Annotated in this window: 22 protein-coding genes and 1 riboswitch; of the genes, 13 read left to right on the top strand and 9 right to left on the bottom strand. The window is 43.7% G+C overall.

Annotated features, from left to right (window positions below; translation table 11 throughout):
* Window positions 1–274 precede the first annotated feature (274 nt).
* Both AC1IR0_RS07990 and AC1IR0_RS07985 read left to right on the top strand, forming a co-directional pair.
* Window positions 275–730 (top strand): Hsp20 family protein, encoded by a 456-nt coding sequence (locus AC1IR0_RS07990; RefSeq protein WP_004647520.1) that lies wholly within the window; start codon window positions 275–277, stop codon window positions 728–730.
* A gap of 104 nt (window positions 731–834) precedes the next feature.
* Entirely contained in the window at window positions 835–1,386 is a 552-nt protein-coding gene (locus AC1IR0_RS07985) for a hypothetical protein (protein ID WP_409666886.1), read from the top strand.
* Between the two features lie 43 nt (window positions 1,387–1,429).
* Here AC1IR0_RS07985 and infC read toward each other — a convergent pair whose 3' ends face one another.
* The 4 genes from infC to AC1IR0_RS07965 form a co-directional block, all read right to left on the bottom strand.
* Window positions 1,430–1,981 (bottom strand): translation initiation factor IF-3, encoded by a 552-nt coding sequence (infC, locus tag AC1IR0_RS07980; RefSeq protein WP_071850398.1) that lies wholly within the window; start codon window positions 1,979–1,981, stop codon window positions 1,430–1,432.
* Window positions 1,982–1,986: 5 nt separating this feature from the next.
* Window positions 1,987–3,909, bottom strand: coding sequence for a threonine--tRNA ligase (gene thrS, locus AC1IR0_RS07975; RefSeq protein ID WP_005107823.1), 1,923 nt, complete (start codon window positions 3,907–3,909; stop codon window positions 1,987–1,989).
* Between the two features lie 224 nt (window positions 3,910–4,133).
* Window positions 4,134–5,303, bottom strand: a complete 1,170-nt coding sequence (locus tag AC1IR0_RS07970) for an alanine racemase (protein WP_409652014.1) — start codon at window positions 5,301–5,303, stop codon at window positions 4,134–4,136.
* A 10-nt stretch (window positions 5,304–5,313) separates the two neighbouring features.
* Window positions 5,314–6,600: a D-arabinono-1,4-lactone oxidase gene (locus AC1IR0_RS07965; RefSeq protein ID WP_364484561.1), complete on the bottom strand. Its 1,287-nt coding sequence runs from the start codon at window positions 6,598–6,600 to the stop codon at window positions 5,314–5,316.
* Window positions 6,601–6,833: 233 nt separating this feature from the next.
* Between AC1IR0_RS07965 and AC1IR0_RS07960 the strand changes: the two genes are divergently transcribed.
* The gene (locus tag AC1IR0_RS07960) at window positions 6,834–8,474 is read left to right on the top strand and encodes an acyl-CoA synthetase (protein WP_364484564.1); all 1,641 of its coding nucleotides are present in this window, start codon (window positions 6,834–6,836) and stop codon (window positions 8,472–8,474) included.
* Window positions 8,475–8,612: 138 nt separating this feature from the next.
* Here the strand turns inward: AC1IR0_RS07960 and trpB are convergent, their stop codons facing one another.
* Window positions 8,613–9,857 carry a tryptophan synthase subunit beta gene (gene trpB / locus AC1IR0_RS07955; protein ID WP_005261881.1) on the bottom strand — a complete coding sequence of 415 codons (1,245 nt, stop codon included), beginning with the start codon at window positions 9,855–9,857 and terminating at the stop codon, window positions 8,613–8,615.
* Window positions 9,838–10,482: a phosphoribosylanthranilate isomerase gene (locus AC1IR0_RS07950; protein WP_005103301.1), complete on the bottom strand. Its 645-nt coding sequence runs from the start codon at window positions 10,480–10,482 to the stop codon at window positions 9,838–9,840. Before AC1IR0_RS07950 ends, trpB begins: the two co-directional genes overlap by 20 nt.
* A gap of 145 nt (window positions 10,483–10,627) precedes the next feature.
* Window positions 10,628–10,838: riboswitch (cobalamin riboswitch) on the top strand.
* 38 nt (window positions 10,839–10,876) lie between these two features.
* Between AC1IR0_RS07950 and AC1IR0_RS07945 the strand changes: the two genes are divergently transcribed.
* The 7 genes from AC1IR0_RS07945 to AC1IR0_RS07915 all read left to right on the top strand — a co-directional run bounded on the left by AC1IR0_RS07945 (window position 10,877) and on the right by AC1IR0_RS07915 (window position 18,504).
* Window positions 10,877–12,712: a TonB-dependent receptor plug domain-containing protein gene (locus tag AC1IR0_RS07945; protein WP_409665326.1), complete on the top strand. Its 1,836-nt coding sequence runs from the start codon at window positions 10,877–10,879 to the stop codon at window positions 12,710–12,712.
* A 102-nt stretch (window positions 12,713–12,814) separates the two neighbouring features.
* A complete protein-coding gene (locus AC1IR0_RS07940) occupies window positions 12,815–13,399 on the top strand; it encodes a cob(I)yrinic acid a,c-diamide adenosyltransferase (RefSeq protein WP_005246023.1) in 585 nt (194 codons plus the stop codon).
* 142 nt (window positions 13,400–13,541) lie between these two features.
* The gene (locus AC1IR0_RS07935; RefSeq protein ID WP_004278300.1) at window positions 13,542–14,255 is read left to right on the top strand and encodes a glycerophosphodiester phosphodiesterase; all 714 of its coding nucleotides are present in this window, start codon (window positions 13,542–13,544) and stop codon (window positions 14,253–14,255) included.
* A 440-nt stretch (window positions 14,256–14,695) separates the two neighbouring features.
* Window positions 14,696–15,862: an acyl-CoA desaturase gene (locus AC1IR0_RS07930; protein ID WP_004647507.1), complete on the top strand. Its 1,167-nt coding sequence runs from the start codon at window positions 14,696–14,698 to the stop codon at window positions 15,860–15,862.
* 132 nt (window positions 15,863–15,994) lie between these two features.
* A complete protein-coding gene (locus AC1IR0_RS07925) occupies window positions 15,995–17,440 on the top strand; it encodes a protein adenylyltransferase SelO (protein WP_409652001.1) in 1,446 nt (481 codons plus the stop codon).
* A 76-nt stretch (window positions 17,441–17,516) separates the two neighbouring features.
* Complete coding sequence (locus AC1IR0_RS07920; RefSeq protein ID WP_213687660.1) at window positions 17,517–17,885, top strand: MmcQ/YjbR family DNA-binding protein; 369 nt, start codon at window positions 17,517–17,519, stop codon at window positions 17,883–17,885.
* A gap of 64 nt (window positions 17,886–17,949) precedes the next feature.
* On the top strand, window positions 17,950–18,504 hold the full coding sequence (locus tag AC1IR0_RS07915; protein ID WP_479741264.1) for a GNAT family N-acetyltransferase: 555 nt from the start codon (window positions 17,950–17,952) through the stop codon (window positions 18,502–18,504).
* A 202-nt stretch (window positions 18,505–18,706) separates the two neighbouring features.
* Here the strand turns inward: AC1IR0_RS07915 and AC1IR0_RS07910 are convergent, their stop codons facing one another.
* Window positions 18,707–19,393 carry a response regulator gene (locus AC1IR0_RS07910; protein WP_004278304.1) on the bottom strand — a complete coding sequence of 229 codons (687 nt, stop codon included), beginning with the start codon at window positions 19,391–19,393 and terminating at the stop codon, window positions 18,707–18,709.
* A gap of 13 nt (window positions 19,394–19,406) precedes the next feature.
* A complete protein-coding gene (baeS, locus tag AC1IR0_RS07905) occupies window positions 19,407–21,059 on the bottom strand; it encodes a sensor histidine kinase efflux regulator BaeS (protein ID WP_409651996.1) in 1,653 nt (550 codons plus the stop codon).
* Between the two features lie 135 nt (window positions 21,060–21,194).
* On the opposite strand from baeS, the gene AC1IR0_RS07900 reads away from it, so the two are divergent.
* The 3 genes from AC1IR0_RS07900 to AC1IR0_RS07890 all read left to right on the top strand — a co-directional run bounded on the left by AC1IR0_RS07900 (window position 21,195) and on the right by AC1IR0_RS07890 (window position 25,869).
* Entirely contained in the window at window positions 21,195–21,815 is a 621-nt protein-coding gene (locus tag AC1IR0_RS07900; RefSeq protein ID WP_409651993.1) for a hypothetical protein, read from the top strand.
* A 301-nt stretch (window positions 21,816–22,116) separates the two neighbouring features.
* Window positions 22,117–23,919: an acyl-CoA dehydrogenase C-terminal domain-containing protein gene (locus AC1IR0_RS07895; protein WP_409651990.1), complete on the top strand. Its 1,803-nt coding sequence runs from the start codon at window positions 22,117–22,119 to the stop codon at window positions 23,917–23,919.
* A gap of 168 nt (window positions 23,920–24,087) precedes the next feature.
* Window positions 24,088–25,869, top strand: a complete 1,782-nt coding sequence (locus AC1IR0_RS07890) for an acyl-CoA dehydrogenase C-terminal domain-containing protein (protein ID WP_409651987.1) — start codon at window positions 24,088–24,090, stop codon at window positions 25,867–25,869.
* Window positions 25,870–25,929: 60 nt separating this feature from the next.
* On the opposite strand, the gene AC1IR0_RS07885 is transcribed toward AC1IR0_RS07890, so the two are convergent.
* Window positions 25,930–26,136 carry a hypothetical protein gene (locus tag AC1IR0_RS07885; RefSeq protein WP_005261855.1) on the bottom strand — a complete coding sequence of 69 codons (207 nt, stop codon included), beginning with the start codon at window positions 26,134–26,136 and terminating at the stop codon, window positions 25,930–25,932.
* Window positions 26,137–26,160 lie beyond the last annotated feature (24 nt).

Below are 26,160 nucleotides of genomic sequence, written 5' to 3'. Positions count from 1 at the left end.
CAGATATCATCGGTAAGAAGAGTACGTGCCATTGAAAATATAGAAATAAAAATAACTCAAAGGAGGATTTTAAGTATTTAAAACCAATTCTTCAAATGAGGACACGCCCTAAAAATTTATATAATTTTTTATTTTTGATCTTGAAAATTTCAGCCCCAAACACATATTTATTTCTGCATAAGGATTGCGTCAATCTTATGCCCTGTCGATGTCTCACATGACAGATCTTATTTTCTTGTTTTTATAACTTTGCTTAAGTGAGAAGGTTCTAATCATGAGTAACTTAAATCTTCATCCATTATTTCGTCGTAGCATCGGTTTCGATCGTCTGAATGACTTTATTGACTATGCCATGCAAAGCGATGCACCGAATTATCCACCGTATAATATCGAAAAGCATGGTGAGAATAATTACCGCATCGTGGTGGCAACTGCGGGTTTTCGTCAGGAAGAACTCGACATTCGTCTGGAAAATAAGTTGCTGACCATTTTAGGCAAGCCTGAAAATCAAAACAATGACAGTATTGAATTCCTGCACAAAGGCATTGCGCGACGTGCATTTAAATTGTCTTTACGTCTGGATGAATATATTGAGGTACAACAGGCAGACTATGAAAATGGTTTGTTGATCATCGACTTGCAGCGCATTATTCCAGAAGAAAAATTGCCACGTCAAATCCCGATTGGCAATAAACTGCTCATTGCAAACGATGAAAAATCAGTGGAATAAGCTTGATTAAGTACGCAAAGGAAGGTCCGAAAGGGCCTTTCTTTTTGGCTACAGATTACCTAAGCTCATTAAGGCAATACGCTTTCTGATCATAAAAATAAACCATGAATGTGCCAGAAAACATCCTGTTTCATCAAGCTAGCCCGATCATGCGCACTACGGGATATTTGCTGTTTTGTTATCCGGTCGGAATATTCAGCATTTTTTATTTCAGCAGTGTGCGTAGCAATTCCAGTTTTTTCCAAGGACTATTATTTTTATGGCAGGAGTCTCCTGACTTTTATATTTATATTGGCGGCTTTCTTGGTCTTTCGCTGCTTATGCAGGGAACCAAACTCAAAATAACCTCACAAGCCATTTATTATACTTTGGCCGGTTTCCGCATCAGCCTGTGCTTAAAACGACATTCCGTACAGTATAGTTTTCTGAATCCGCGCTATGATTCTCTCAAAGCCCATCTCAAACGCTGGCTCTATAACATGCCAGCGCATGTGATTAGTCAACGTGATGGCACTTTGGATTTTAAATTGCATCAATCCGGTCTAATAAATCAAATTTGTCTTGGATTTTTCCGGATTCAGCTGTCGATGTTTTCCCGCCCGCAAGCTCAACAGATTATGTACGCCATACAAAGCGCCTGGAATTTTAAAGAATAAAAAAAGCCCTGCATATGCAGGGCTTTTTTCGCTTAATGAGTGCTTACTTTTTCTTTTTAGGACCAAGTAGCATACCCATTTGACGCCCTTCCATTTTCGGCATCTGCTCAACAGTACCGAATTCAGCCACGTCAGCTTCAATTTTTTGCAATTGAGCTAGACCCAACTGTTGGTGCGCCATTTCACGACCACGGAAACGAAGCGTGATTTTCACCTTGTTACCTTCTTCAAGGAACTTGATGATTGCACGTAGTTTTACGTTGTAATCACCAACATCAGTACCCGGGCGTAGCTTGATTTCTTTCACCTGGACTTGATGTTGTTTTTTCTTCGCTTCTTTCTGCTTTTGCTTAAGATCAAACAAATGCTTGTTGAAGTCCATAATCTTACATACTGGTGGCTCAGCGTTTGCTACGATCTCAACAAGATCAAGTTCAACACTTTCTGCTGCGCGTAGGGCGTCAGCTAAGCTTACAATCCCTTTTTGCTCACCATTTTCGTCGACAAGACGGACTTCTTTCGCACGAATTTCATCATTCAAGGCAGGACGGTTTGATTTGTTACCGCCCTGTTGATTACGGTCAGGCTGTTTAATCGCTGTTACTCCACAATGTACCGGCCGCGTTCGGCTACGGCTGCTTTTACTAGGTCAACGAAAGCATCGATTGACATAGTACCCAAATTTGTTCCTGAGCGGGTACGCACGTTTACGGTACCTTCCTCTACTTCACGGTCCCCAAGTACCAGTAAGTAAGGAATACGCTCTAATGTACGTTCACGAATCTTAAAGCCGATTTTCTCATTTCTCAAGTCAGAAATTGCACGGATACCGTTTTCTTTAAGTTTTGCGACGACTGACTCACATGCCTCAGCTTGAGAATCGGTAATGTTCATCACACACGCTTGCATTGGTGCCAACCAAGGTGGCATGAAGCCTGCGTAGTGTTCGATCAGTATACCAATAAAACGCTCGAAACTGCCAAGAATTGCACGATGTAACATTACTGGCTGATCGCGGTCATTATCTTCAGTGACATAAGACGCATCTAAACGTTCTGGCAAGTTAAAGTCACACTGAATGGTACCACACTGCCAGACACGACCTAAGCAGTCTTTCAGAGAGAATTCAATCTTCGGACCGTAGAATGCGCCTTCGCCTGGTTGAAGTTCCCACTCAAGACCTGCAGCATCTAAAGCATCTGCCAAAGATTTTTCTGCCATATCCCAAAGCTTGTCATCACCCACACGTTTTTCAGGACGCGTCGACAACTTCATTTGTACTTCTTCAAAGCCAAAATCTTTGTATACATCCAGTGTCAATTTGATAAAGTTTGCAACTTCAGGACCAATCTGTTCTTTGGTACAGAAAATATGCGCGTCATCCTGAGTAAAGCCACGCACACGCATAATGCCATGTAAAGAACCTGATGGTTCGTTACGATGACATGAACCAAACTCTGCCAAACGTACAGGAAGATCACGGTATGACTTCAAGCCTTGGTTGAACACTTGCACGTGACAAGGACAGTTCATTGGCTTCACCGCATAGTTGCGATTTTCAGAATGCGTGGTGAACATGTTGTCTGCATAGTTAGCAGCATGTCCTGATTTTTCCCACAGCGTGAAATCAACCACTTGCGGTGTACGGATTTCTTCATAACCGTTGTCTTGCTGAACTTTACGCATGTACTGTTCAAGAACCTGGTAAATGGTCCAGCCGTTCGGATGCCAGAACACCATACCGGGTGCTTCTTCTTGCATATGGAACAAGTCTAGCGCTTTACCGATTTTACGGTGATCGCGTTTTTCAGCTTCTTCAATACGTTTTACATAGGCAGCAAGCTGTTTTTTGTCTGCCCACGCTGTACCGTAAATACGTTGTAGCTGTTCGTTTTTCGCGTCACCGCGCCAGTAAGCACCAGAGATTTTAGTCAACTTGAACGATTTGAGGAATTTGGTATTTGGTACATGCGGACCACGGCACATATCCAAATAATCCTGATGGTAGTACAAGCCCATTTGTGTTTCTTCAGGCATGTCTGCGATCAGGCGCAATTTGTATTCTTCGCCACGCGCAGTGAATTCAGCAATCACTTCATCACGCGGCGTCATTTTTTTCACAACATCATAGTCTTGATCGATGAGCTTTTTCATACGCTCTTCAATCGCTGCCATGTCGTCTAAGGTAAACGGACGTGGCATCCAGATGTCATAGTAGAAACCTTCCTCAATGACCGGACCAATGACCATCTTTGCTTCTGGGAACAGTTGCTTAACCGCATGACCGACCAAATGCGCGCAAGAATGGCGAATGATCTCGACACCGGCTTCGTCTTTAGGCGTGATAATTTGTAGTGTTGCATCTTCAGTGATGAGATCAGACGCATCAACCAAACGATCGTTGACACGACCAGCAACTGTATTTTTTGCAAGACCAGGACCAATGCTAAGTGCAACGTCCATCACAGATACGGCGTGATCAAACTGTTTTTGATCGCCATTTGGCAAAGTGATAATTGGCATAAGAAATCCTTAAGGAGTGATGCCCCGTACCATGGAGCATATCACCGCGAGATTATGATCGAGGCACAGCCTCAAAAGATAAAAACGGTGGATAAATAAAATCGATTCGAATTTTACACGGCTTGGCCGCATGATTAAACCTTTTCCCAATAAAAATAAGATTTACCGTCAAATCTGTGCCTGATCGTTAAAGGCTTAGGCTCATTTTTCATTTCAGAATGTGGTTATTCCCGGAACGTCTGCCACTGGAGAAACTTTCCTTCTGTATAAGCATAAAGCTGAGCGAATTGCGGGATGATAGCTTCACTTTGTGTCGGTCTTATAAACACATAATCATCGACATGAATATCGCACTGTATAGGCACCTGTAGCATCTCCTGGTTACTACTGCGGCCATACAACACATGCGGTCGGCTTTTTTCAGGGTAGATATAATCCGCTCGCCAATAGCCCCCATAAATAAATACGGCTTTATATTGATGTGGAAGATGATTCATCAGCTCCAGACCGGGAATCTGGCCACAAGGCAAAACTTTTAAAATGGGTGCGGCAATCCAGAGTGCACATTGCAGTTCAGCCAGATTCGCCAAATCAAAATCGCCTGGCTTGAGCAGCATCGAGCCAAAAGCCAGATCATTACAGACACTGTGCTGACAATGCTGCATAAAGGTCGGACTGCCACCGCCGTTAAAACACAGACCTGCATGCCATAAATCTGGGAATTGCTGCTGCAAAATAGTTTTGTATTGTTGATACATCTGCTGCGATTGCTGATAACTTTTGTCGGGACTTTTCAAAATTTTTGGCAGTTTGGCGACATGTGCATCATAGCCCATTAGACCCGAAAGTTTGAGATAAGCCGCGTTGTGCTGAATCAGCTTCATTAAGGTTATAAATTGCTGCTGCGTTTGTACGCCGCCACGATGCAGCCCCACATCAATTTCAATGTTTACATGCAAACGAATATTGAGTCGTTGTGCGAGCTGAAGATATTGTTGCAGATGTTCTACATCATCAATCAGCCATTGAATACTTCCTTGATCATTGATTTTATTTTGATCAGATAAAGTTTGATAAAAAGATTTTAGCGCCTGAATTGGCATCGGTTTTCCCAACAGAATATCCGCTTGTGAAAATGCCTCCATAATTTCCGCAAGATGCGGCAGATGAAAAACCATAAAGCGCTGGGTATTTAGTTTTTCACTGGCCAGTTTGAGTAGCGGAATACTCGCCAAGGATTTCACCACCAGACGCGGTTGTAACTGTTCAGGCAATTTCGACTGCATAACCTCCAGATTATGTCGATATTGCGCCAAATCCAGAATCAGTTGCGGTGTGCCAGTGCCCTGCTGTTTTAAATCCTGTGTTAACTGCTGAAAATAATTCGATTGCATCACCCTCTCCTCATTTACCAGACAAAAACAGTTGCTTTAGGTACGGATTGAGCCATTTTTGCTGCGGATCCAGTTGCTGACGTAGCACCATAAAATCATCCCATTTTGGGTAGAGTTCGCGCAGCGAAGCGGTGCTCATGCTATGCAATTTGCCCCAATGCGGCCGTCCCTGATATTTCTGTAAAATCGGTTCAATCAGATCAAAGATGGTGCGGTAATCCTGTTTATAGAACTGGTGAATAGAAATAGACACTGAATCGCGCTGATAAAAAGGACTCAGCCAGATCTCATCGCCTTTGACATAACGGAACTCGATCGGGAAAAACATCGGCACCTGATGTTTACGTAAAATATGCAGAATCTCGTCCAGACACTGCAAGCCTGAATCAACCGGAATCTGATATTCCATTTCATTAAATTTGGTATTACGCGGGGTGGGGAAAATGCGATGCGACCAATCGACATAGCAGGTCGGTTTGACAAAGACACCGAGCAATTTTTGCAGATAAGGATTCGTAGCAGGCAACTTTCGAGTCAATTCTGAACACAAGGTCAGCAAGGCATCTTCCGAAGGCCAGCTCTCTGTTCTCGGCTGAATGGTTGCATCCGTTTCATCCAGAGTTTTCAGCATCACTTGATCGGCATGTAAAAAAGCCCAAAATTCAATATGCCGGTGCTGATGTTTCCATTGATCAATATGAGTAAATATGTCTTTTAATGAACAGAGCCGAATCTGTTCTTTTAGTTTATATCTGGGACGATTTTGCAGGGTGATTTGGGTCAATATACCCAAGCTGCCCAATGCCACCCGTCCAGCCTGAAATATTTCGGTATTCTGCTGACGATGACATTGCAACAGCTCGCCATCTGCGGTCAGCAATTCAAAGCCTTCCACGAAAGCGGATATGCAAGGTAAATCGATGCCCGTGCCATGCGTTCCAGTCGAAATCGCTCCGGCCAGACTTTGCTGGTCTATATCGCCCTGATTGATTAAGGCCTGATTGATCGGTGTCAGATCTTTCCCCAAATCATATAAACGCGTACCGGCGTACACGGTGCACTGTGTTTTCTCTTGATCAAAGGCAACCACACCTTTGAACTGATCGAGATTAAGCAACACCTCATCTGTCTTGGCCAAGGGGCTAAAGGAATGTCCTGCACCCACTGCACGAATGTGTGCATGGGTCTTCACTAAACTTTGTAATTCACTGATCTGGCTGGGCTGAACAATCCGAGCAGTACTGAACTGGCTCCCTGACCAATTTCGCCAAATTTTATCCGCCTGTTGTATTTTCATTATTATTCTCTGGCTCATATTATTTTAATGATTCAACTAGAGTAAAATACCTAAAAAATCAAACTTGGGAACCCATGCGTTCAAAACATTTAAGCAGGGTGAAATATTTTTATTACTATTCAAATACTTAAAATTTGTAAAATCGTACTCGACTAAAGCATAAATGCAAGATTTCTGAGAAATACATATCTTTTCAACAGGATATGAAAATAAATATAGAACGGAGTTTTACAATGGTTAGCGCATATGATGAATTACCGCGTACCCCCGCGAATTTTGTAGCCTTATCGCCTTTACGCTATCTTGATCGTGCAGCTTATATCTATCCAAATCAGAACGCGATTATTCACGGTAAGCGCCGGATCACTTGGCGTGAAAAATACAACCGTTGTCGTCAGTTTGCCAACCAACTCCAAAAATTAGGCATCGGTAAAAATGATACTGTGTCTGTTCTACTGCCTAACGTCCCTGCCATGATCGAAGCGCATTTTGCTGTGCCGATGGCAGGCGCAGTCCTCAACACCTTAAATACCCGCCTGGATGCCAAGACACTTGCCTTTATGCTGGAGCATGCCGAAAGCAAAGTATTATTGGTTGATCCTGAATTTACTGCACTTGCGACTGAAGCACTCGCTCTAGTTTCACAAGACATTTATGTCATTGATGTGGCTGATGCAGAGTTTGAAGGTGAAGACCAGCGTATTGGCCAAATCGAATATGAAGACTGGATTGCGCAAGGCGATGCAAACTTTGAATGGCATTTACCTCAAGATGAATGGGATGCTATCAGCTTAAGTTATACCTCCGGTACCACCGGCAATCCGAAAGGCGTGGTCTATCATCATCGCGGTGCCTACATTAACGCAGCCAGTAATATTATCGCCTGTGGCATGACACCACGCGCTACCTATTTATGGACACTTCCGCTGTTCCACTGTAATGGCTGGTGCTTTGCCTGGACCATGGCGGCCAATGGCGGAACCAACGTTTGCTTGCGTAAAGTCGATGCTGAACTGATCTTTAAACTGATTGCCGAACATAAAGTCGATTACTTCTGCGGTGCACCAATTGTCTTGTCAATGCTGATTAACGCACCTGAAGAGAAAAAGACCAAAATTGATCATCGTGTCGAAGTGATGGTGGCGGGTGCCGCACCTCCAGCAGCAATTATTGAAGGCATGCGCAATATCGGCATTAATGTCACGCATGTTTACGGCTTGACTGAAACCTATGGCCCTTCTGCACTCTGCGCTTCACAGGCAGGCTGGAGCGATCTGTCTATTCAGGAACAGGCACAGTTGCACTCCCGTCAAGGCGTCCCGTATCCATTGCAAGATGGCATGAAAGTGCTTGATCCGGATACCATGCAGGAAGTGCCACATGATGGTCAGACCATGGGTGAAATCATGTTCCGTGGCAATATCGTGATGAAAGGTTATCTGAAAAATCCTGAGGCGACAGCAGAAGCCTTTGCTGGTGGCTGGTTCCATACGGGGGATCTGGCGGTATGCCAACCGGATGGCTATGCAAAAATTACCGACCGTTCCAAAGATGTGATTATTTCCGGCGGGGAAAATATTTCATCGCTTGAAGTGGAAGAAGTACTGTATCAGCATCCGGCGGTGCTGACTGCAGCGGTAGTCGCCAAGCCTGATCCACGCTGGCAGGAAGTTCCTTGTGCCTTTATTGAGCTCAAAGAAGGCACCAAGGCCACTGAAGAAGAAATTATGGAATTTTGCCGTGAACATCTGGCCCGCTTTAAAGTGCCTAAGGATGTGGTGATTACCGAAATTCCAAAAACCTCGACCGGTAAATTGCAGAAATTTGTTTTACGCGAATGGGCCAAAGAGCGCGCGCAAGGTGAATTTTCTTAATTCCATACAGGCATGTTTTTTCAAAATCTACTCAATAAAAAATCGTGCTAATTTTTATTAGCACGATTTTTTAACTTATCCTTTTGTGAGATTTAACCTCATCCAACCCTCTCCTATAAGGAGAGGACTTTAAGGAGCTTACATCTCAACCATTTCTACGCCATCAATACGGGCAACGGTCATCAAGTCCTTATCACCACGACCTGAAACCGTCGCAATAATAATTTGATCCTTGTCCATGGTCGGTGCAAGTTTAGTGACATAAGCCATAGCATGTGCGCTTTCTAACGCCGGAATAATGCCTTCAATCTTGGTCAAGTCGCGGAAACCTTGTAAAGCTTCCTGATCATTGATCGGTACGTATTTAACACGGGCCATATCTTTCAGGAAGCTATGTTCCGGACCCACACCCGGATAATCCAGACCTGCAGAAATTGAATGGGTTTCGATGATCTGGCCTTGCGCATCCGACATCAGGTAAGTTCGGTTACCATGCAGGACACCGACATGACCGGCATTCAATGGCGCAGAGTGCTTGCCTGATTCAATCCCATGACCTGCTGCTTCAACACCATACATTTTCACGTCTTGGTCATTCAGGAATGGATAGAACAAGCCCATTGCATTAGATCCACCACCGACACATGCCACTAGGGCATCTGGTAAACGGCCAGCCTGTTCCAAAATTTGACGGCGTGCTTCACGACCGATGATCGACTGGAAATCACGAACCAGCTGCGGATATGGGTGTGGACCTGCCACGGTACCAATCACATAATAGGTTGAATCAACATTGGTCACCCAGTCACGCATGGCTTCGTTCATGGCATCTTTCAATGTTTTGGAGCCACTTTCTACCGGCACAACCGTCGCGCCTAATAAACGCATACGGTAGACGTTCATCGCTTGACGTTTTACATCGTCTGCGCCCATGAATACTACACATTCAAGACCTAAACGTGCTGCAATTGTTGCCGTTGCTACACCATGCTGGCCTGCACCTGTTTCGGCAATAATACGTTTCTTGCCGGAAAGCTTCGCCAGTAAGGCCTGACCGATTGTGTTATTTACTTTGTGCGAACCGGTATGGTTCAGGTCTTCACGTTTCAGGTAAATCTGTGCGCCACCCAACTCTTTCGACCATCGTTCAGCATGATATAAAGGACTCGGACGACCGACGTAAAACGCCATGTCACGGTCAAATTCTGCCAAAAACTGCGCATCATCTTTCATACGGAAATAGAGCTTTTCCAAGTCTTCTAAAGCCGCCATGAGTGTTTCTGACACAAAACGTCCGCCATGAATACCGAAATGCCCGCGTTCATCCGGGAATTGGGTATAGTCAACTGCCTGACTGTTCTGGCTAGTACTTTGCTGATCCACGATGGACTCCTTGCATAAAGCGTTCTATGAGTTGTTGGTCTTTAATACCTTTTGCGGACTCGACACCGCCACTCACATCGACGGCATACGCCTGTGTGGTGAGAATTGCCTGTTCAATATTGTCAGGATTTAAACCGCCTGCCAAGATCAAGGGAATATTGAGTTTGGGAAATGTGTCCCAATCGAAGCTGTGCCCTGTGCCACCTTTCAGATCAGGATGCCATGCATCTAATAGCACTGCGCTTGCGCCTGCATCTTGATAACCTTGAATTTCTGCGACTGCATCCAGATCAGGTTTTACCTGAATGGCTTTATACCAACGGCGTCCGACCTGCTGGGCGATAGCCTGACACTGTTCAGGTGTTTCATCGCCATGAAATTGTAAAATATCCAGCGGTATTTTATTTAAAATCGCCTGGATTTCATCTGCGTGACTATTCACAAATAAACCCACCGCCTGTACATAAGCTGGAACCGACTGAATCAGGATTTCAGCCTGCTCTAAAGTGACATGCCGCGGACTCGGTGGATAAAATACAAATCCTATCGCGTCACAGCCAGCATTGGCTACGGCATGTACATCTTCAACTCGGGTGATTCCACAAATTTTGGCACGGGTTCGCATATTATGTTGGCTCTAGATCTACCAATGTATTGAACAATCTGTAAGATTGGGGCAAATCATTGTAATGCAATTTTTCTGACTTGCGTAAAAGTTCATCCGGATTATTCTCGATGCAGATTGTTTATAAGGCATACAAACTTTATACTGCGCTCACTTTGCAGCAAGTCCAAGCCTTCAGGCTTTAGGGAAGCTGGTGTAAATCCAGCACTGCCCCCGCAACGGTAAAAAATGAAACGTCTATCAATTTAAACTCTTCGGTTTACACCACTGCATCTTGATGTGGGAAGGTGGATATACAGCAAAGTCGCTGCTTTGCACATTTAAGTCCGGAAACCTGCTTGTTGTGTTCTATAACTCAATCATTCACGGGGAAGTGAATGTAGGGAGCTTTAACATGTCACTTCATTGTCAACCTACTGCCTTGGTAGGTGCGATCGCACTTGCGTTGGGTACCACTTCATCTGTTTTTGCTAACGAGCAAAAAGTTGCGAAAGCATCTTTAGATACCATTGTGGTCACGGCAACTCGCTCTGCAGAAAACATTGAAAATGTACCAGCGCGTATTTCGATTATTGAACCTGTAATTCTTGAGCAATCACCTCTTAAATCACTACCAGATTTACTCAAAACAGACCCAAGTATTAATGTCGTGCAATCGGGTGGTTATGGCCAGCAAACTTCTATTTTTTTACGCGGTACCAATTCCAATCAAGTTTTAGTACTACGTGATGGTGTTCGTTTAAATACAGCCACCACAGGTGCAGCGTCTATTCCTTTTTTAGACACCACTGATCTTAAACAGATTGAAGTATTAAAAGGCCCTGCGTCTGTGCTTTATGGTACAGACGCAATTGGTGGTGTAGTGCAGTTTGTAACAAAAACGCCTGAAAAAACGAGTGCCTTTGTAACAGGTGAAATTGGTGAGAATCAAACCTACAAATCAATTATTGGGGCTGACTTGGCAGAAAATGGGGTGTATGCGCAGATTCGCGGTCAAGTTTTAGAAACTGACGGCACACCTGTATTCAATATCAATGACAACCGTGACTACAGTTATGATCAAAAAGGCTATAGTGCAAAATTCGGTATTGAAAAAGAGCGTTATGCAACATCACTCGATTACAGTCAAAATTCAGGAAATGTCCAATACAGTAATTGGGGTGCATTTTCCAGCCAAGATTTTGAAAATAAAATTGTAAACTTAAAAGGTCGTATTAACCCAACACAAGCCACTGAAATTAATGCACGTCTATCTCAGTTTAAAGATGACTTAGATCAGGTCACATCAAGCAGCTTTGTACATAGCACCACGCAAGAAGCAGAAATCTATGGCAAATGGAATTTCACAGCAGCACAAAATGTTTTACTGGGCATTACCCAGCGTAATACCGATGCAAAAACCCAGGCTATTGATGAAGATATTAATTCAACAGGCTACTATATTCAGCATCAGTATCAGACAAATAGCTTAAGCACTCAGATGGGTGTGCGTGTCGAAGATAACGAAAAGTTTGGCTCACATACCGTTGCACAAGGTGGTATCCGTTATCAACTGCTCCCTAATACCAGCATTTATACCAATATTGGTTCAGCATTTAAGGCACCGACTTTAAATGATATGTATGCTTTTGGCGGCAATGATCAACTGAAGCCTGAAGAAAGCATTTCGTATGAAATGGGGATAGATCAAAAACTTCCATTAAATATTTTAGTAGGTGCTTCCGCTTTCTATACGGAAGTCGATAATTTAATTAATTCGGAATGTATTATTGATTGTGGAGAAGAGTGGCTTCCAACTACTGTTTACCAAAACCAAAACATTGATGAAGCCAAGATGACTGGCGGCGAATTGACGGCACAATGGGCAAAAGATCAGTTCTTTATTAATGCCGGTTACACTTATGTCAAAACTGAAGATACGAAACAGAATTCAGAGCTATTACGTCGCCCTCGTCAGTCATTCACTGTATCGACAGGTCTACAAAATGCCGATTACGGTTTAAGTGCTGCACTGGTAGCAAAATCGAAAGCGAAGGACTTTAGTCGTGATATTCCAGGTTATGCACGTGTTGACTTAAATGCATATTGGAATATTAATCCAACAGTTAAACTGTTTACTAACATTGAAAATGTCGGTGATGTGAAATACAAAACTGTGCATAGCGCTGGCGACCAGTACTATGTGAACGGTGGCCGTCTCGCTTCTGCAGGCATCACTTTTAAATACTAAGCTCTAAACAGCAAAAAACTTTAAAACAGCGCAGTTTATGGATAATGTTATGACCGACATTATCCTTTTTTATTATCTTCATTAAAAATTCAAGGAACACATATGGGCCACCGTTTAAGTAAAATTTACACGCGCACAGGCGATTCAGGCACTACCGGACTCGGTGATGGCTCACGTGTTGCCAAAGATGATTTACGTATTGATGCACTCGGCGATGTCGACGAACTGAATGCCGTGATTGGCGTATTACGCGCACAAATTTCAGCAAGCACTATTAAAGATCAAGCCGCTTGGGATAAATCTTTAAGCCTGATTCAGCACTGGCTATTTGATCTGGGCGGCGAAGTCTGCATTCCGGGTTTTAATCTGGTGCAACCGGTATCGATTGAGTTTTTGGAAAATGATATCGACCGAATGAATGCGGCCTTACCAATGCTCAAAGACTTTATTTTGCCTACCGGAACGTTGGTGTGTAGCTTTGCCCATCAGGCCCGCGCTGTTTGCCGTCGTGCAGAACGCAGCGTCATGTCGGTACATCACCGTGACCAAAATATTCAGGCAGCGTCACTGCAACTACTTAATCGTTTATCGGACTGGTTATTTGTAGCATCACGTACCCTGCAACGTGCTGAGGGCGGTTCCGAAGTGCTGTGGCAAAAAAATATCAATGACAGCATCGAAAAGTAAAATTATGTTTCAAGTTGCTATCTAAAAATACACGTCAGATGTCTCTTGATTTTACAGAACATCTGACGAAAATAGAAAGTGTCACTCTTCTGTCACGTAGCCCTCGCAAAATGAACTTAACTTTCCCACTCATGAGCATCTTATGCGCATAATTGGTCATCGTGGTGCACGTGGCGAAGCCCCTGAAAATACCTTGGGCGGTTTTCAATATATTCAGGAGATCGGCATTCGCGCCGTTGAGTTTGATGTCCGTCAGCTCAAAGACAATGCCTTAATCATCATGCATGATGACGACTTTGTGCGTACCACCGGTTTGCAGAAGCATCTATACGAGTGTAACCGTCAAGATCTTACCCAATATAATCACGCAGTGGCCTGGTCAGAATGGAATAAAATTGAATCGACCCCACTGCTCGATCAAACCTTAAATGTCATTCGAAATTTCGAGCATATTGAAGTCGAAATTAAAAGCGTAGCATCTGAAGCAGCAGCTGAAAAAATCGCGTTTGAAGTCGAACAGCAGTTACAAGGCTATGAGCAGGCAGCTATTATTACCAGCTTTGATGCCAAAATTCTGGATGCTTTCAAACAGCAAAACTCACGTTTAAAACGCGGTTTATTGATTGAAACCGATGTCAAACATCAGGCCATTGATCAGGCGCTGGAACTTGGATGCTGTCATATTGGCTGGATGGATGAACTGGCCAGTAAAGACCTGATTCAGGCCACTCAGGCTGCCGAGTTGAATATCAGTGTCTGGACGGTCAATGATGTGACCCGAGCTAAACAGCTGCGAGACTGGGGCATTCAGGGGCTGATTACCGATTATCCAAAATTGATGCTACAACAACTCTAGATAATCTCTCTTAGCCTTGATTGATCTCGGTATTTCTTGACCCAGTTCATGTCGATAATACAATAAGGAAAGCGTGAATCGTCCTTAATCAGATTTTATTTGAAAGTGAAATAAAGTTGTTCAACATCTATATTCCGCAAATTTGCTGATAATATTGTAGAAATTATGAACAACGATTTTCATCTGATTCATTCTGTTTCAATTTTCTGAAAGAGTGATAATCCTCAGTCACTTAGTCGGAAATCAGAGCCTGTCTACGCTCGCAAAATGGTCACTTCTGCCCTACTTATTCTGTTACCGACAAGTACAATACAACCGTACAATAATGCTAGTGATGCCTTAGGGCACATGCTAATATGGACAAGATAGGCTGCTGTTAAAACCAACAGTAGTTTCTGCTTTTTGTTATACCTTCCGAGGTTCTAGGAGTGCTGTTGGAGATGAATGCTCCCTTACCCAAAGCCCCCATCAACTGGATTGCTGTGTTTGCATTGGTATTTTTACCGATTGTAGCCCTGATCGCGATTCCGTTGTATGCGTATCACCATGATTTTAGCGCTGCCGCTTGGATCAGTATGTTTGTTTTACTGGGCGTAAGCAGCCTCGGCATTACAGCAGGATACCATCGCCTGTGGGCACATCGTGCTTATGAAGCCACTTTACCATTAAAAATCATCTTGATGATTATGGGTACATTTGCTGTACAGAACAGTATTTTATTCTGGGCATCTGGTCACCGTACTCATCACCGTCATGTCGATGATGTTGATCAAGACCCGTACTCGATCAATAAAGGCTTCTGGTATGCACATATTGGTTGGATGTTACGTGATTATCCATCAGGTGCAGCCAATTATAAAAATGCGCCAGATCTGTTAAAAGACAAAGTGGTGATGTTCCAGGACAAATACTACGTTCCTTTAGTGATTGCTGTTCATGCTGCGATTTTATTGCCAATTGGTTGGGCAGTCGGCGATGTCTGGGGCGTGTTGCTGTTGGGTGGATTAATGCGTTTAATCCTGAGCCATCATGTAACCTTCTTCATTAACTCACTTTGCCACATGTGGGGAAATCGTCCTTATACCGACGAAAATACTGCACGTGACAACTTCGTACTCGCGGTTGCAACTTGGGGTGAGGGTTATCATAACTATCACCACATTTTCCAATACGATTACCGTAACGGCGTAAAATGGTGGCAATACGATCCAACTAAATGGTTGATCTGGACTTGTTCTAAACTTGGTTTAGCTAAAAACTTGCGCCGCATTCCTAGCTTTAATATCAAAAAAGCGGAATTGGCAATGAAGTTTAAATATGCTGAACAGGATCTTGCGGTATATGGCCATGATGTTTCTGAAGATATCTCGGCGGTAAAAACCAAGATCGCACAGGAATATGATGCATTTACCCAAACTTTAAATGACTGGGCGAAGCTGAAAGAACAGGAAATTCAGGTCAAGAAAGCATCGATGGCTGAAAAAATCCATCAGATGGATGACAAGCTGAAAGTTGAATTCCAGCTGGTTGAACAGCGTCTTTCTCATCATCGTCAAACCTTGAATCTACTGGTTCGTAATCTGAAAAAATCTGCAGTTTCTCAATAAAAGCTGTTGAACACTAAAGCCCCGATTGGGGCTTTTTTTATGTCCGAAAGATAACGTGAACTCTCGCTTATACAACAGTTTTATACAGCTATCTTTGTTATAGTTCATGTATTCCAATCCTGTACTGATGCTATGTATTTTAACTCTCGCTATCAAACACTACCTGCTCGCCTCTATCATCATCAAGTTCCGCTGCCGTTAAAAGGTGCAAAAGCCGGGCACTTCAATGCCGCTTTGGCAGAACAACTACAATGGTCGGATGAAGACAAGGCGCAATGGGTCGAGATTTGTAGTGGTCAGAAAGTCTTTGCTGAGTTTGAACCTTTGGCTATGGTCTATGCAGGCCATCAGTTTGGGCAATGGGCAGGACAGTTGGGAGATGGTCGTGGGTTGTTGATTGCTCAGATTCTGGATCAGAACCAGCAGACCATTGACCTACATCTAAAAGGTGCTGGTGCAACGCCATATTCACGCATGGGCGATGGTCGTGCCGTGCTGCGGTCAGTCATTCGTGAGTATCTGGCGGGTCATGCCTTAAATGCCTTGGGTGTAGCATCCAGTAATGCGGTCGGTTTTACTTCATCAATCCAAGGTATTCAGCGTGAGAAGCTAGAACCGGGCGCGATGATGTTGCGTACTTCAGACTGTCATATCCGTTTCGGCCATTTTGAATGGATCAATCAGTATCAGCCAGATCTACTAGCTGAATTTATCCAGAAATGTATCGAATGGCATTATCCAGAATGCCTGCAAGCCGAACAGCCGATTCTGAGCTTTGCCACCAAAGTTATTCAGCGCACTGCGGTGATGATTGCCAAATGGCAACTGGTCGGTTTTGCACATGGCGTGATGAATACCGACAACCTGAATATTACCGGTTCAACTTTGGACTTTGGTCCTTATGGCTTTATGGAGCGCTTCCGTCCGAACTGGATCAATAACCACTCGGATTATCAAGGGCGTTATACCTATCAGCAGCAGCCAAGTATCGGACACTGGAATTTGTGGCAATGGTTAAACAATCTGGTGCCGCTCTGCCCTACAGATTATGACAAAGAACAATGGAAACAGGATTTAGCAGCGTGTCTGGAGCACTATGAGCCAACATTTTTAGAGCATTATAAACATGGTTTAAACCAGAAAATGGGCTTGCCAAGTTTCCATAAAGACAGTTTTGACTGCGCAATGGCCTTTCTGCGCATTTTACAGAGTGAACAACTGGACTACACCCAAAGTTTTATCCGGTTGCAAAATAAAGACTATGAAGCCATGAAAGATGATTGCTTAGACCGTCGTCAGTTTGAAGCATTCTTGGCGCAATATGAATCTATCCGTGAACACCAGGATATAGAAGAATTGGATGCCGCCATGCAACTGGCCAATCCGCATTATATTCTGCGGAATCATATGGCACAGAAAGCCATTGAACTGGCAGAGCGGGATGATTTTTCTGAAGTAGACCGTCTGTTTAAATTACTCAGTCAGCCTTACCTGAAACAGCCCGATTTGGAACAGCCTGAAGATTTAGCGCCATTGCCAAGTGATGTGCCTGAAGTGATGGTGAGTTGTTCGTCTTAATTTATTCACATCCAAAATAAAAACTGTGGATAATTTAAGCATTATCCACAGTTTTATGATGAGCTATCCATAACTTATGACCCTACACATTGTTGCTTCATCGACTGCATTAAAACTGCCGGAAGTCACTGTCACTCAGCCTTTTGGTGAAGGTTGTGATGTATTTAAAGTCATGGATAAAGTCTTTATGCTGACTTTTCATTTGCAAGGAAAAGCTGCGATTAATTTAAAAGTCGAGCCTGAGCATGGTGCAATGCTGCGGGATATTTATCCTTATATTCATACGGGCTGGCATATGAATAAACAGCATTGGATTTCAGTTTACGAGGATGAAGATCTGGATGAATCTTTGATTAAAGATTTGGTGCTGAATTCTTATAAGCTGGTGGTGGCAAAATTGAAGAAAGTAGATCAGCAAAGAATTAAATTATTTAGGAGCATTTAAGCTGTACTAGAAGAAGCTGATCATATATTTTTAAACTAAGGCTAGAATTTTAAATTAAATAACTATGAAAACTCGCAAAGTATTAGCTTCGCCTATAAAAACTGATCGTCTAAATTTACGTAAATTTCAGACTGGGGATGAAAATTCTCTCTTTACTGAATATTTCGGAGACTGGGAAGCGAGCAAATACCTCCAGAGAATGCCACATAAAAATATATGTCAGACAAAAAACATGTTGGAAAATTGGTGTGGGGTCAACTGGGAAGACCCAGATAAAAATTTTGCCTGGATTGTCAGCGACCAGAAAACCGATTTGGCTCTGGGAATTGTATTGTTTTTTAATAAAGAGAATTGTGGGGAAATCCACTTTGGGCTAGGAAAAAAATTTCAAGGACAAGGGTTCATGCAAGAGTCACTAAAAGCTGTACTTACTTATTTAAAAGATAATAGCACTCTTGAAAGAATTGAGACTTTTTGTGATGCAGAACATACCAGATCAAAAAACGTCCTGATTGAATCAGGTTTCACCCAAACAGGCATTTTAAAAAATTGGGCAAGATTTCCTTTAATCTGTGAGGATACTAGAGACTGCATTCATTATTATATTGAAATAAATTAAAATATTGATAGCCAACAGTTTTTCGCCCTCGATCAGAATAAATTCTTAACCATCCAAACCATAGGTTTCAGAACCCTCTAAAATGATCCAGGAGGCATTATACAAGTGTACTGTTCTTTTCATAAAATCAAAAAAATAATGCTTTATAAAGAAAGCGAATAAGTTCTCACCTATTCGCTTCTCTTAAACATTAAAAACTTAATCAGTCTTCAGGATATTCAAAACGGTAACCGACCCCATACACCGCCTGAATCCACTCATGACGGTTGCCGGTTTCAGCCGCATCTGAAATCTTACGGCGCAAATTCTTGATATGACTGTCAATGACACGGTCAGCCACATCAAAACTGTCCGGATTAATATGATCCAGCAATTGCGCACGTGAATATACCTGTCCGACATGTTCTAGGAATAACTCCAGCAAACGGAATTCAGTTGGCGTTAAATTCAAGGCTTTTTGCTGGTACCAGATGCGCTGTTGTGATTTGTCCATGCGGAATAAATCATTGCTTTCCGGTTCTGATTTACGGTCCAGACGACGTAACACAGCCTGTACACGCGCGACCAGTTCCTTCGGGCTAAACGGTTTACAGAGATAATCATCTGCACCCATATTCAGACCCAATACCCGGTCAATTTCTTCAGTACGCGCGGTCACCATAATAATCGGTAAATCCGACTGTTCACGGACTTTACGGCAAATGGTCAGGCCATCCATACGTGGTACCATCAAGTCCAGAATCATCAGGCTCGGTTTACGTTGGGTAAAACTGTTATATGCTTCCTGCCCATCATGAAACATACTGACCTCAAAACCAGCAGCTTCCAGATAGTCTCGCACTAACTGTGCAAGTTCGATTTCATCTTCAACCAGCATGACATGTTTCATCAATCTATTCCCTTCATGGTTTCATTTGTTTAGGAAAGCTCAGCTTGCATCGTAAACCACCCAGTGGTGAATGTGCAAAGCTTAAGCTGCCGCCCAGCGCCTGCGTAATTTTACATGATAATGCCAAACCCAGTCCGGTTCCGCCAGTCGCTCGGGTACGCGAATCATCGACACGGTAGAAACGCTCGCCAATACGCGCCAGTTGTTCATCAGTCAGGCCAAAGGGACTATCATCGATATATAAGGTCCATTCTTTATCATCTTGTGTCGTATGAATATGCACTTGCCCGCCTGCTTCAGTATAGCGAATACTGTTACTCAGCAAGTTCGCCACAATCTGTTTAAAACGATCTAGATCCAGATTTAAATCAGTCCCTTCGCCATCTGCAGTAACTACTAATTCAGCCTGTTCAAAGTTCGGCTGGAAGTTAATGAGTTCCTGCTGCACAACCTCCCACGGATTCACCGTCGAGAAATAGAATTGCAATTGCTGGGCATCGACCTGTGCCAATGCGGCCAGATCTTGGGTCAGTTTTTTCAGGCTGTTTACCTGCGCCAGCATAGACGCAAAATGTTCAGGGGTTGGTTTACGAATCCCGTCCTGCATCGCTTCAATCTGTGCCTGTAAGACTGCTAGTGGCGTTTTTAACTCATGCGAGGTATCTGCCACCCACTGACGGCGCGAGGTTTCATGCTGATCCAGAATTACCGCCAATGCATTTAATTCATTGGATAAATCACCTAATTCATCATTCCGGTTTACTTTAACCTGATATTGATAATTTCCCTGAGTCAAGGCACGCGTACCATTGAGCAGACGTTGTATCGGCTTTTTGAAATAAGTCGCTAATAACAGGGAAGCAATCAGACTTGCCAAAATACTGAGTGCATAAACCAGAAATAAATAACGCTTCTGGTTACTAAAGAAATTGATACTTAAGGCATCATCCTGATCCAGAACCGGTTTTAAGCCCAAATAGCCGACAATCTGGTTATTCACCATAATTGGGCGATAAGAGACCTGCTCATCCGAAGCCTCACCGACCACAAAACGACGCTTGGCATCATACAGAGAAAGACGTGAACTGAGACCAAGACGATCCGGCATCTGGATAAACTGTTTCTTGCCGGTCGGCTGCTGTGCTGGCTGTTCCCCATTCTTGCGATCAGCCCTAAACAGATTCTGATTGGAGCTGAGCGGGAATTTCAAGCCTTCAAAGGGCTGAAACTGTGAAGGCAAATTAGATGCCAGCACACGTAATTCTTCTTCATTGACCTGACGTTGTGGCAGCGCCGGATCTACCATACTGGGTGCGACCTGAGCCAGAGTCTGTTCCTGAAAATAACGCTGCTGCAAGGCAATATCATACTGACGGCGTAACCACCAGCGTGACAAACGGTCATAATCATCCGGTGCGGCTTCACCTTCCATCTGGAGGATCTGTGCCTGAATCGCATTGCCCCAGTCCTGATAGACTGCATAGACATCTGCCAGATTTTCAATCACATAATCCAGCTTCTGCATTTCGACATCAGCGACATAACGGGCGAAATTACGCTGCATATTCAGATGCAATACACCTAGACTTACCGTGGTAATGACCAGCGTGGTCAACAGCACGGTCAAAAATAGACGTAATGCAATGGGAATGCGGCGAATGTTCAAAATAGAAATCTCAATTTTTCTTCTATATTCATTATTGTAGCGAACACCGCAGCAAAAAACTCTTCATTGTTTCTTCATCTTTATTGTTTAATCTTTATCTGACATAGAATCAGCTTCTTGACGGGGATAAATACAATGCAAACCATGACAAAAATAGCTTTAATCAGTGCAAGTGTTTTATCAATGGGTGCGTTGACTGCCTGTCAATCCACCAGTAATGTCCCAAACAATGATCACCCCCATATGATGAAACATAATGATCACCCCCATACGATGAAACATCATGAAGGCAAAAAACAGCATCTAACTCCCGAACAGCGTGAACAGTTTAAGGCAAAGCGTGCAGAACGCATGCAGTTTGCCAAACAGCTTCAACAGGCCTGCGACAATAAAGCTGTGGGCTCGGCTGTTCAAATCAAGACTGGCGATAAAACCATAGACGGCACCTGCAAGATGGTCTTTAAAGCAGATCATAAAGAGATGAAAAGCCATCGCGACATGAAAGCTGAGCATCGTCCGATGCGTGCCGATATGCGTAGAGGCATGATGCACGGTGAAGTCTTGACGGATGCCAAACGTGCAGAATTGACTAAACAGTTTGATCAGCGCCTCGCTCAACATCAGGCACATCAACGAGCCATGCTGCAAGCCTGTCAAGGCAAAAAAGACGGGACTGCTGCACAGATCAAGATGAGCGAACAAACTATCAATGGCAAATGTCATGTCCGTTTCCAGCCCACAGCCTCTACCTATTAATGCATAGGAATCAAGGCTTCACGACTAGCACCTTCGGGTGCTTTTTTATTGCGTGCTCTTTCATGCATACAGTTGACTATTCATTTCCTGCAGAATATGGCTAAAGTCTTTATACTCAAGACCTTTAATGCGTCATGCAGATTAATCTTTGACTTTACAGTCACCAAGAAAACACCCCGAAAAGCTTGTACCGCAGGGGAAGTTGTTGCACGATTAGATCATTCCAAACCGTGTCAGTGAAGACAGGTTTTAGTTCATCTAAGATTATAACGCTGGTTCAACCAGTATTGAGGAAACCGATATGCCACAATACAAAGCGCCTTTACGTGATATGCAATTTGTACTGCATGAGTTACTTAACGCAGAAGAACATTACTCTAAATTGCCTGCATTTCAGGAAACTGTAAACCGTGAATTGGTTGACCAATATTTAGAAGCTGCTGCAGACTTCTGTGAAAATGAATTATCTCCAATTAACCAAAGCGGTGACCTAGAAGGTTGTACGTGGAACGATGGTGTGGTCACAACACCAGCGGGCTTCAAAGAAGCGTATCAAAAATATATCGAACTGGGTTTCCCATCATTGTCGGCTGAAGAGCAATACGGCGGTCAAGGCCTTCCTGTATCTTTAGGTAACGTGATTTCTGAAATGGTGGGTACTGCGAACTGGGCATGGGGAATGTATCCTGGCCTTTCTCACGGTGCAGTACGTACCCTAGAACATCATGGTTCAGACGAACAAAAATCCACCTACCTACCTAACTTGGTTTCAGGTGTTTGGACCGGCACCATGTGTCTTACTGAATCACATGCAGGTTCTGATTTAGGTATCATTCGCACCAAAGCTGAGCCTCAAGCAGACGGTAGCTATGCCATCACAGGCGAGAAAATCTTTATCTCAGCGGGTGAACATGACATGGCTGAGAACATTGTCCATATTGTTCTTGCTCGTCTTCCTGGCGCACCTAAAGGTACTAAGGGTATCTCTTTATTTATCGTACCAAAGTTCAATGTAAATGCAGATGGCTCTTTAGGCGAGCGTAACGCAGTTCGTTGTGGTTCAATCGAACACAAAATGGGGATTCATGGTAACGCAACTTGCGTCATCAACTTTGATAACGCGAAAGGTTTCTTGATTGGCCCTGAAAACCGTGGTTTAAACTGCATGTTCACGTTCATGAACACTGCACGTATTGGTACTGCTGTACAAGGTCTTTCAGCCTCTGAAGGTGCATTCCAAGGTGCCTTGACTTATGCCAAAGATCGCTTAGCGATGCGTTCACTTTCTGGCCCGAAAGCCCCTGAAAAAGAAGCAGATCCAATCATTGTGCATCCTGCGGTACGTAACATGCTGTTGACGCAGAAAGCATTTGCAGAAGGTGGTCGCGCACTAGTGTATCTGTTGTGTCTACACGCAGATATCGTTGAACAAGGTGCAACTGAAGAAGAACGCAAATCTTCTGACAATATCTTGTCTCTTTTAACCCCAATTGCAAAAGCGTTCTTAACTGAAACAGGTTCAGAGTCAGCAAAACACGGTATTCAAGTATTGGGTGGTCATGGTTTCATTTCTGAATACGGTATGGAACAAATTGCACGAGATACACGTATCTCTACCATTTATGAAGGAACCACTGAGATTCAAGCACTAGACTTGTTAGGCCGTAAAGTATTGGGTACGCAAGGTGCAATGTTGAAAGACTTCACCAAGATCATCCATAAATTTGCTGAAGCGCACAAAGACAATGCTGCAATGAAAGAATTCGTTGAACCATTGGCTGCCTTGAACAAAGAATGGGGCGATCTGACCATGCAGATTGGTATGCGCGCGATGCAAAACCCTGAAGAAGTGGGTGCGGCTGCAGTCGATTACCTCTACTTCTCTGGTTATGTCACTCTAGCTTACCTATGGGCACGTATGGCATTGGTTGCTCAGGAGCAACTGGCTGCGGGCACCACTGAGGTTGATTTCTACAATGCCAAAGTGACGACAGCACGCTTCTACTTCAAGAAAATCCTGCCACGCGTTCGTTCACACGTTGAAGTGATTGCGACAGGTGTAGAGCCATTGATGAACCTGGATGCGGAACACTTTGCATTCTAAGTTAGTCTCAGACTAGCTACATTTCAGAAAAAGGACGGTCAATCAACAGGCAGTCCTTTTTCTTTATAAAGAGTTACAGAATTAACCTTTAGTCGTCTAACATTCAGATTTTGAGTGTTTTAGACTGATTAAAACTCATTTAATCAAACAATAAACAGGTGACACACCATGCCAATTTATAACGCGCCACTTGCCGATATGAAATTCATCCTGAACGATGTCTTCAATGCAGAACCGTTCTGGCAGGCCAATGAAAATCTAGCGCATCTGGATGCTGCGACAGCAGAAGCGATTCTTGAAGAAATGGCAAAATTTTCGCAAAACGTCATGCTTCCACTGAACCGTACAGGTGATGAAGAAGGCGCAAAAATTGAAAATGGCAATGTGACCACACCTGCTGGTTTTAAAGAAGCATTCAAACAATATGCAGAAGGCGGCTGGATTGGTCTAGGCGCAGATATGGAATGGGGCGGCCAGGAAATGCCGAAAATGCTAACGGTACTTTCTGATGAAATGCTGTTTGCCACCAACCCGTCTTTCATGCTGTATCCATTGCTTTCTGTTGGTGCGGGCATGGCGCTGAACAGCTATGCTTCACAAGCACAAAAAGAAACCTATTTACCTAAAATTTATTCGGGTGAGTGGTCAGGCACCATGTGCTTAACCGAACCACATGCCGGTACTGATCTGGGTATTATCAAAACCAAAGCTGAACGTAACGAAGACGGCACTTATAGCATCAGCGGCACCAAGATTTTCATCACGGGTGGTGATCATGACCTGGCGGAAAATATTATTCACCTCGTTCTAGCGAAAACCCCAGATGCCCCTGCTGGCTCTCGTGGTATTTCCCTGTTCATCGTACCGAAATTCTTGGTCAATGAAGATGGTTCTATCGGCGAGCGTAATCCGGTCGGCCCAGGTTCAATCGAACACAAGATGGGGATCAAGGCATCTGCGACTTGTGTCATGAACTTTGACGGTGCCAAAGGTTACCTCGTTGGTAAAGAAAACGAAGGTCTCGCTGCGATGTTCGTGATGATGAACTACGAACGTCTGTCGATGGGTATTCAAGGCCTAGGTGCTTCTGAATTCGCTTATCAAAACGCTGCGCAATATGCCACAGACCGTTTACAGGGTCGTAGTGCGGCTGGCGTTCAGTCACCAAGCAAACCTGCGGATAGCATTCTGGTGCATGGTGATGTACGCCGTATGCTGCTGAATGTACGTGCCAATAACGAAGCTTCGCGTGCCTTTGCAGTTTATGTAGGTCAGCAACTGGATATCACCAAATTCTCTACTGATCCTGAAGCGGTGAAAAAAGCCAATGACCGCGTTGCGCTATTAACACCAATCGCGAAAGCGTATTTAACGGATACCGCATTCCAGGCGACCCTAGATGCACAAATGGTCTTCGGTGGTCATGGCTATATCCGTGAATGGGGCTTGGAGCAATGTATCCGTGACCTACGTATTTCCCAGATCTATGAAGGCACCAACGGTGTACAGTCACAAGACTTGATCGGCCGCAAAACCATTAAATGTGGCGGCGAATATATCTCTGAATATATCTCTGAAATCCGTGACTTTGCCAATAGTCTGGATGCGGATCTAAACTTTATTAAAGATGCCACACTGGATGCAGCAACTGAAGTTGAATCGGTGACTCAGTACATTCTGGAAGCAGCACGAGAAAGCCATGACTTCCCGAATGCAACCGCAGTTGACTATCTGCACGCTGTAGGTCTGTTGAGCTTCTCTTATATGTTCGCGCGCATTACCAATGCAGCGAAAAATAAAGACGGTGAGTTCTATCAAAATAAAATCGCTCTGGCACGTTACTTTGTACAACGCATTCTGCCTGAATTGGCATTACGCATTACTAAAGTGAAATCAGGTTCTGACGTCATCATGAACTTCTCTGAAGATTATTTCACGACTCAAGCTTAAGCTAAAAATCTGCAATAAAAACGCCTGCATCAGCAGGCGTTTTTTATGAAAATGCAACAATTAAACTTTTTGAATTAGCAAGGTATCCGTCTGATTATTGCTTTTCGGATTCGAATGTTTATTCACAATTTTGATATTCCCCTCTGACTCTAAAGACTCGCAGAGCTCCACCACCTTTTGCATATCTTCAGCCTTAATGCCTACGCCGAGGATTAATTTTTTTCCGGCTTCTAATTGGCTAATTTTTGTTTGAATTTTATCTAACACTTTTTTCTCCTATTTATTCAATGT

This window comes from Acinetobacter sp. 129952, from assembly GCF_056642055.1.
Note: the sequence above shows the minus strand (reverse complement) of the source record. Positions and strands in the feature narration are given on the sequence as shown.

Bases quoted from the DNA above. Each gene is read 5' to 3' on its own strand.
- AC1IR0_RS07960 (WP_364484564.1), top strand. From the start codon at position 6,834: ATGGTTAGCGCATATGATGAATTACCGCGTACCCCCGCGAATTTTGTA.
- AC1IR0_RS07970 (WP_409652014.1), bottom strand. From the start codon at position 5,303: ATGCAATCGAATTATTTTCAGCAGTTAACACAGGATTTAAAACAGCAG.
- AC1IR0_RS07965 (WP_364484561.1), bottom strand. From the start codon at position 6,600: ATGAAAATACAACAGGCGGATAAAATTTGGCGAAATTGGTCAGGGAGC.
- AC1IR0_RS07935 (WP_004278300.1), top strand. From the start codon at position 13,542: ATGCGCATAATTGGTCATCGTGGTGCACGTGGCGAAGCCCCTGAAAAT.
- AC1IR0_RS07990 (WP_004647520.1), top strand. From the start codon at position 275: ATGAGTAACTTAAATCTTCATCCATTATTTCGTCGTAGCATCGGTTTC.
- AC1IR0_RS07945 (WP_409665326.1), top strand. From the start codon at position 10,877: ATGTCACTTCATTGTCAACCTACTGCCTTGGTAGGTGCGATCGCACTT.
- AC1IR0_RS07985 (WP_409666886.1), top strand. From the start codon at position 835: ATGAATGTGCCAGAAAACATCCTGTTTCATCAAGCTAGCCCGATCATG.
- AC1IR0_RS07925 (WP_409652001.1), top strand. From the start codon at position 15,995: ATGTATTTTAACTCTCGCTATCAAACACTACCTGCTCGCCTCTATCAT.
- AC1IR0_RS07950 (WP_005103301.1), bottom strand. From the start codon at position 10,482: ATGCGAACCCGTGCCAAAATTTGTGGAATCACCCGAGTTGAAGATGTA.
- AC1IR0_RS07890 (WP_409651987.1), top strand. From the start codon at position 24,088: ATGCCAATTTATAACGCGCCACTTGCCGATATGAAATTCATCCTGAAC.
- AC1IR0_RS07900 (WP_409651993.1), top strand. From the start codon at position 21,195: ATGCAAACCATGACAAAAATAGCTTTAATCAGTGCAAGTGTTTTATCA.
- AC1IR0_RS07895 (WP_409651990.1), top strand. From the start codon at position 22,117: ATGCCACAATACAAAGCGCCTTTACGTGATATGCAATTTGTACTGCAT.
- thrS (WP_005107823.1), bottom strand. From the start codon at position 3,909: ATGCCAATTATCACTTTGCCAAATGGCGATCAAAAACAGTTTGATCAC.
- AC1IR0_RS07915 (WP_479741264.1), top strand. From the start codon at position 17,950: ATGAAAACTCGCAAAGTATTAGCTTCGCCTATAAAAACTGATCGTCTA.
- AC1IR0_RS07910 (WP_004278304.1), bottom strand. From the start codon at position 19,393: ATGAAACATGTCATGCTGGTTGAAGATGAAATCGAACTTGCACAGTTA.
- AC1IR0_RS07920 (WP_213687660.1), top strand. From the start codon at position 17,517: ATGACCCTACACATTGTTGCTTCATCGACTGCATTAAAACTGCCGGAA.
- AC1IR0_RS07930 (WP_004647507.1), top strand. From the start codon at position 14,696: ATGAATGCTCCCTTACCCAAAGCCCCCATCAACTGGATTGCTGTGTTT.
- AC1IR0_RS07940 (WP_005246023.1), top strand. From the start codon at position 12,815: ATGGGCCACCGTTTAAGTAAAATTTACACGCGCACAGGCGATTCAGGC.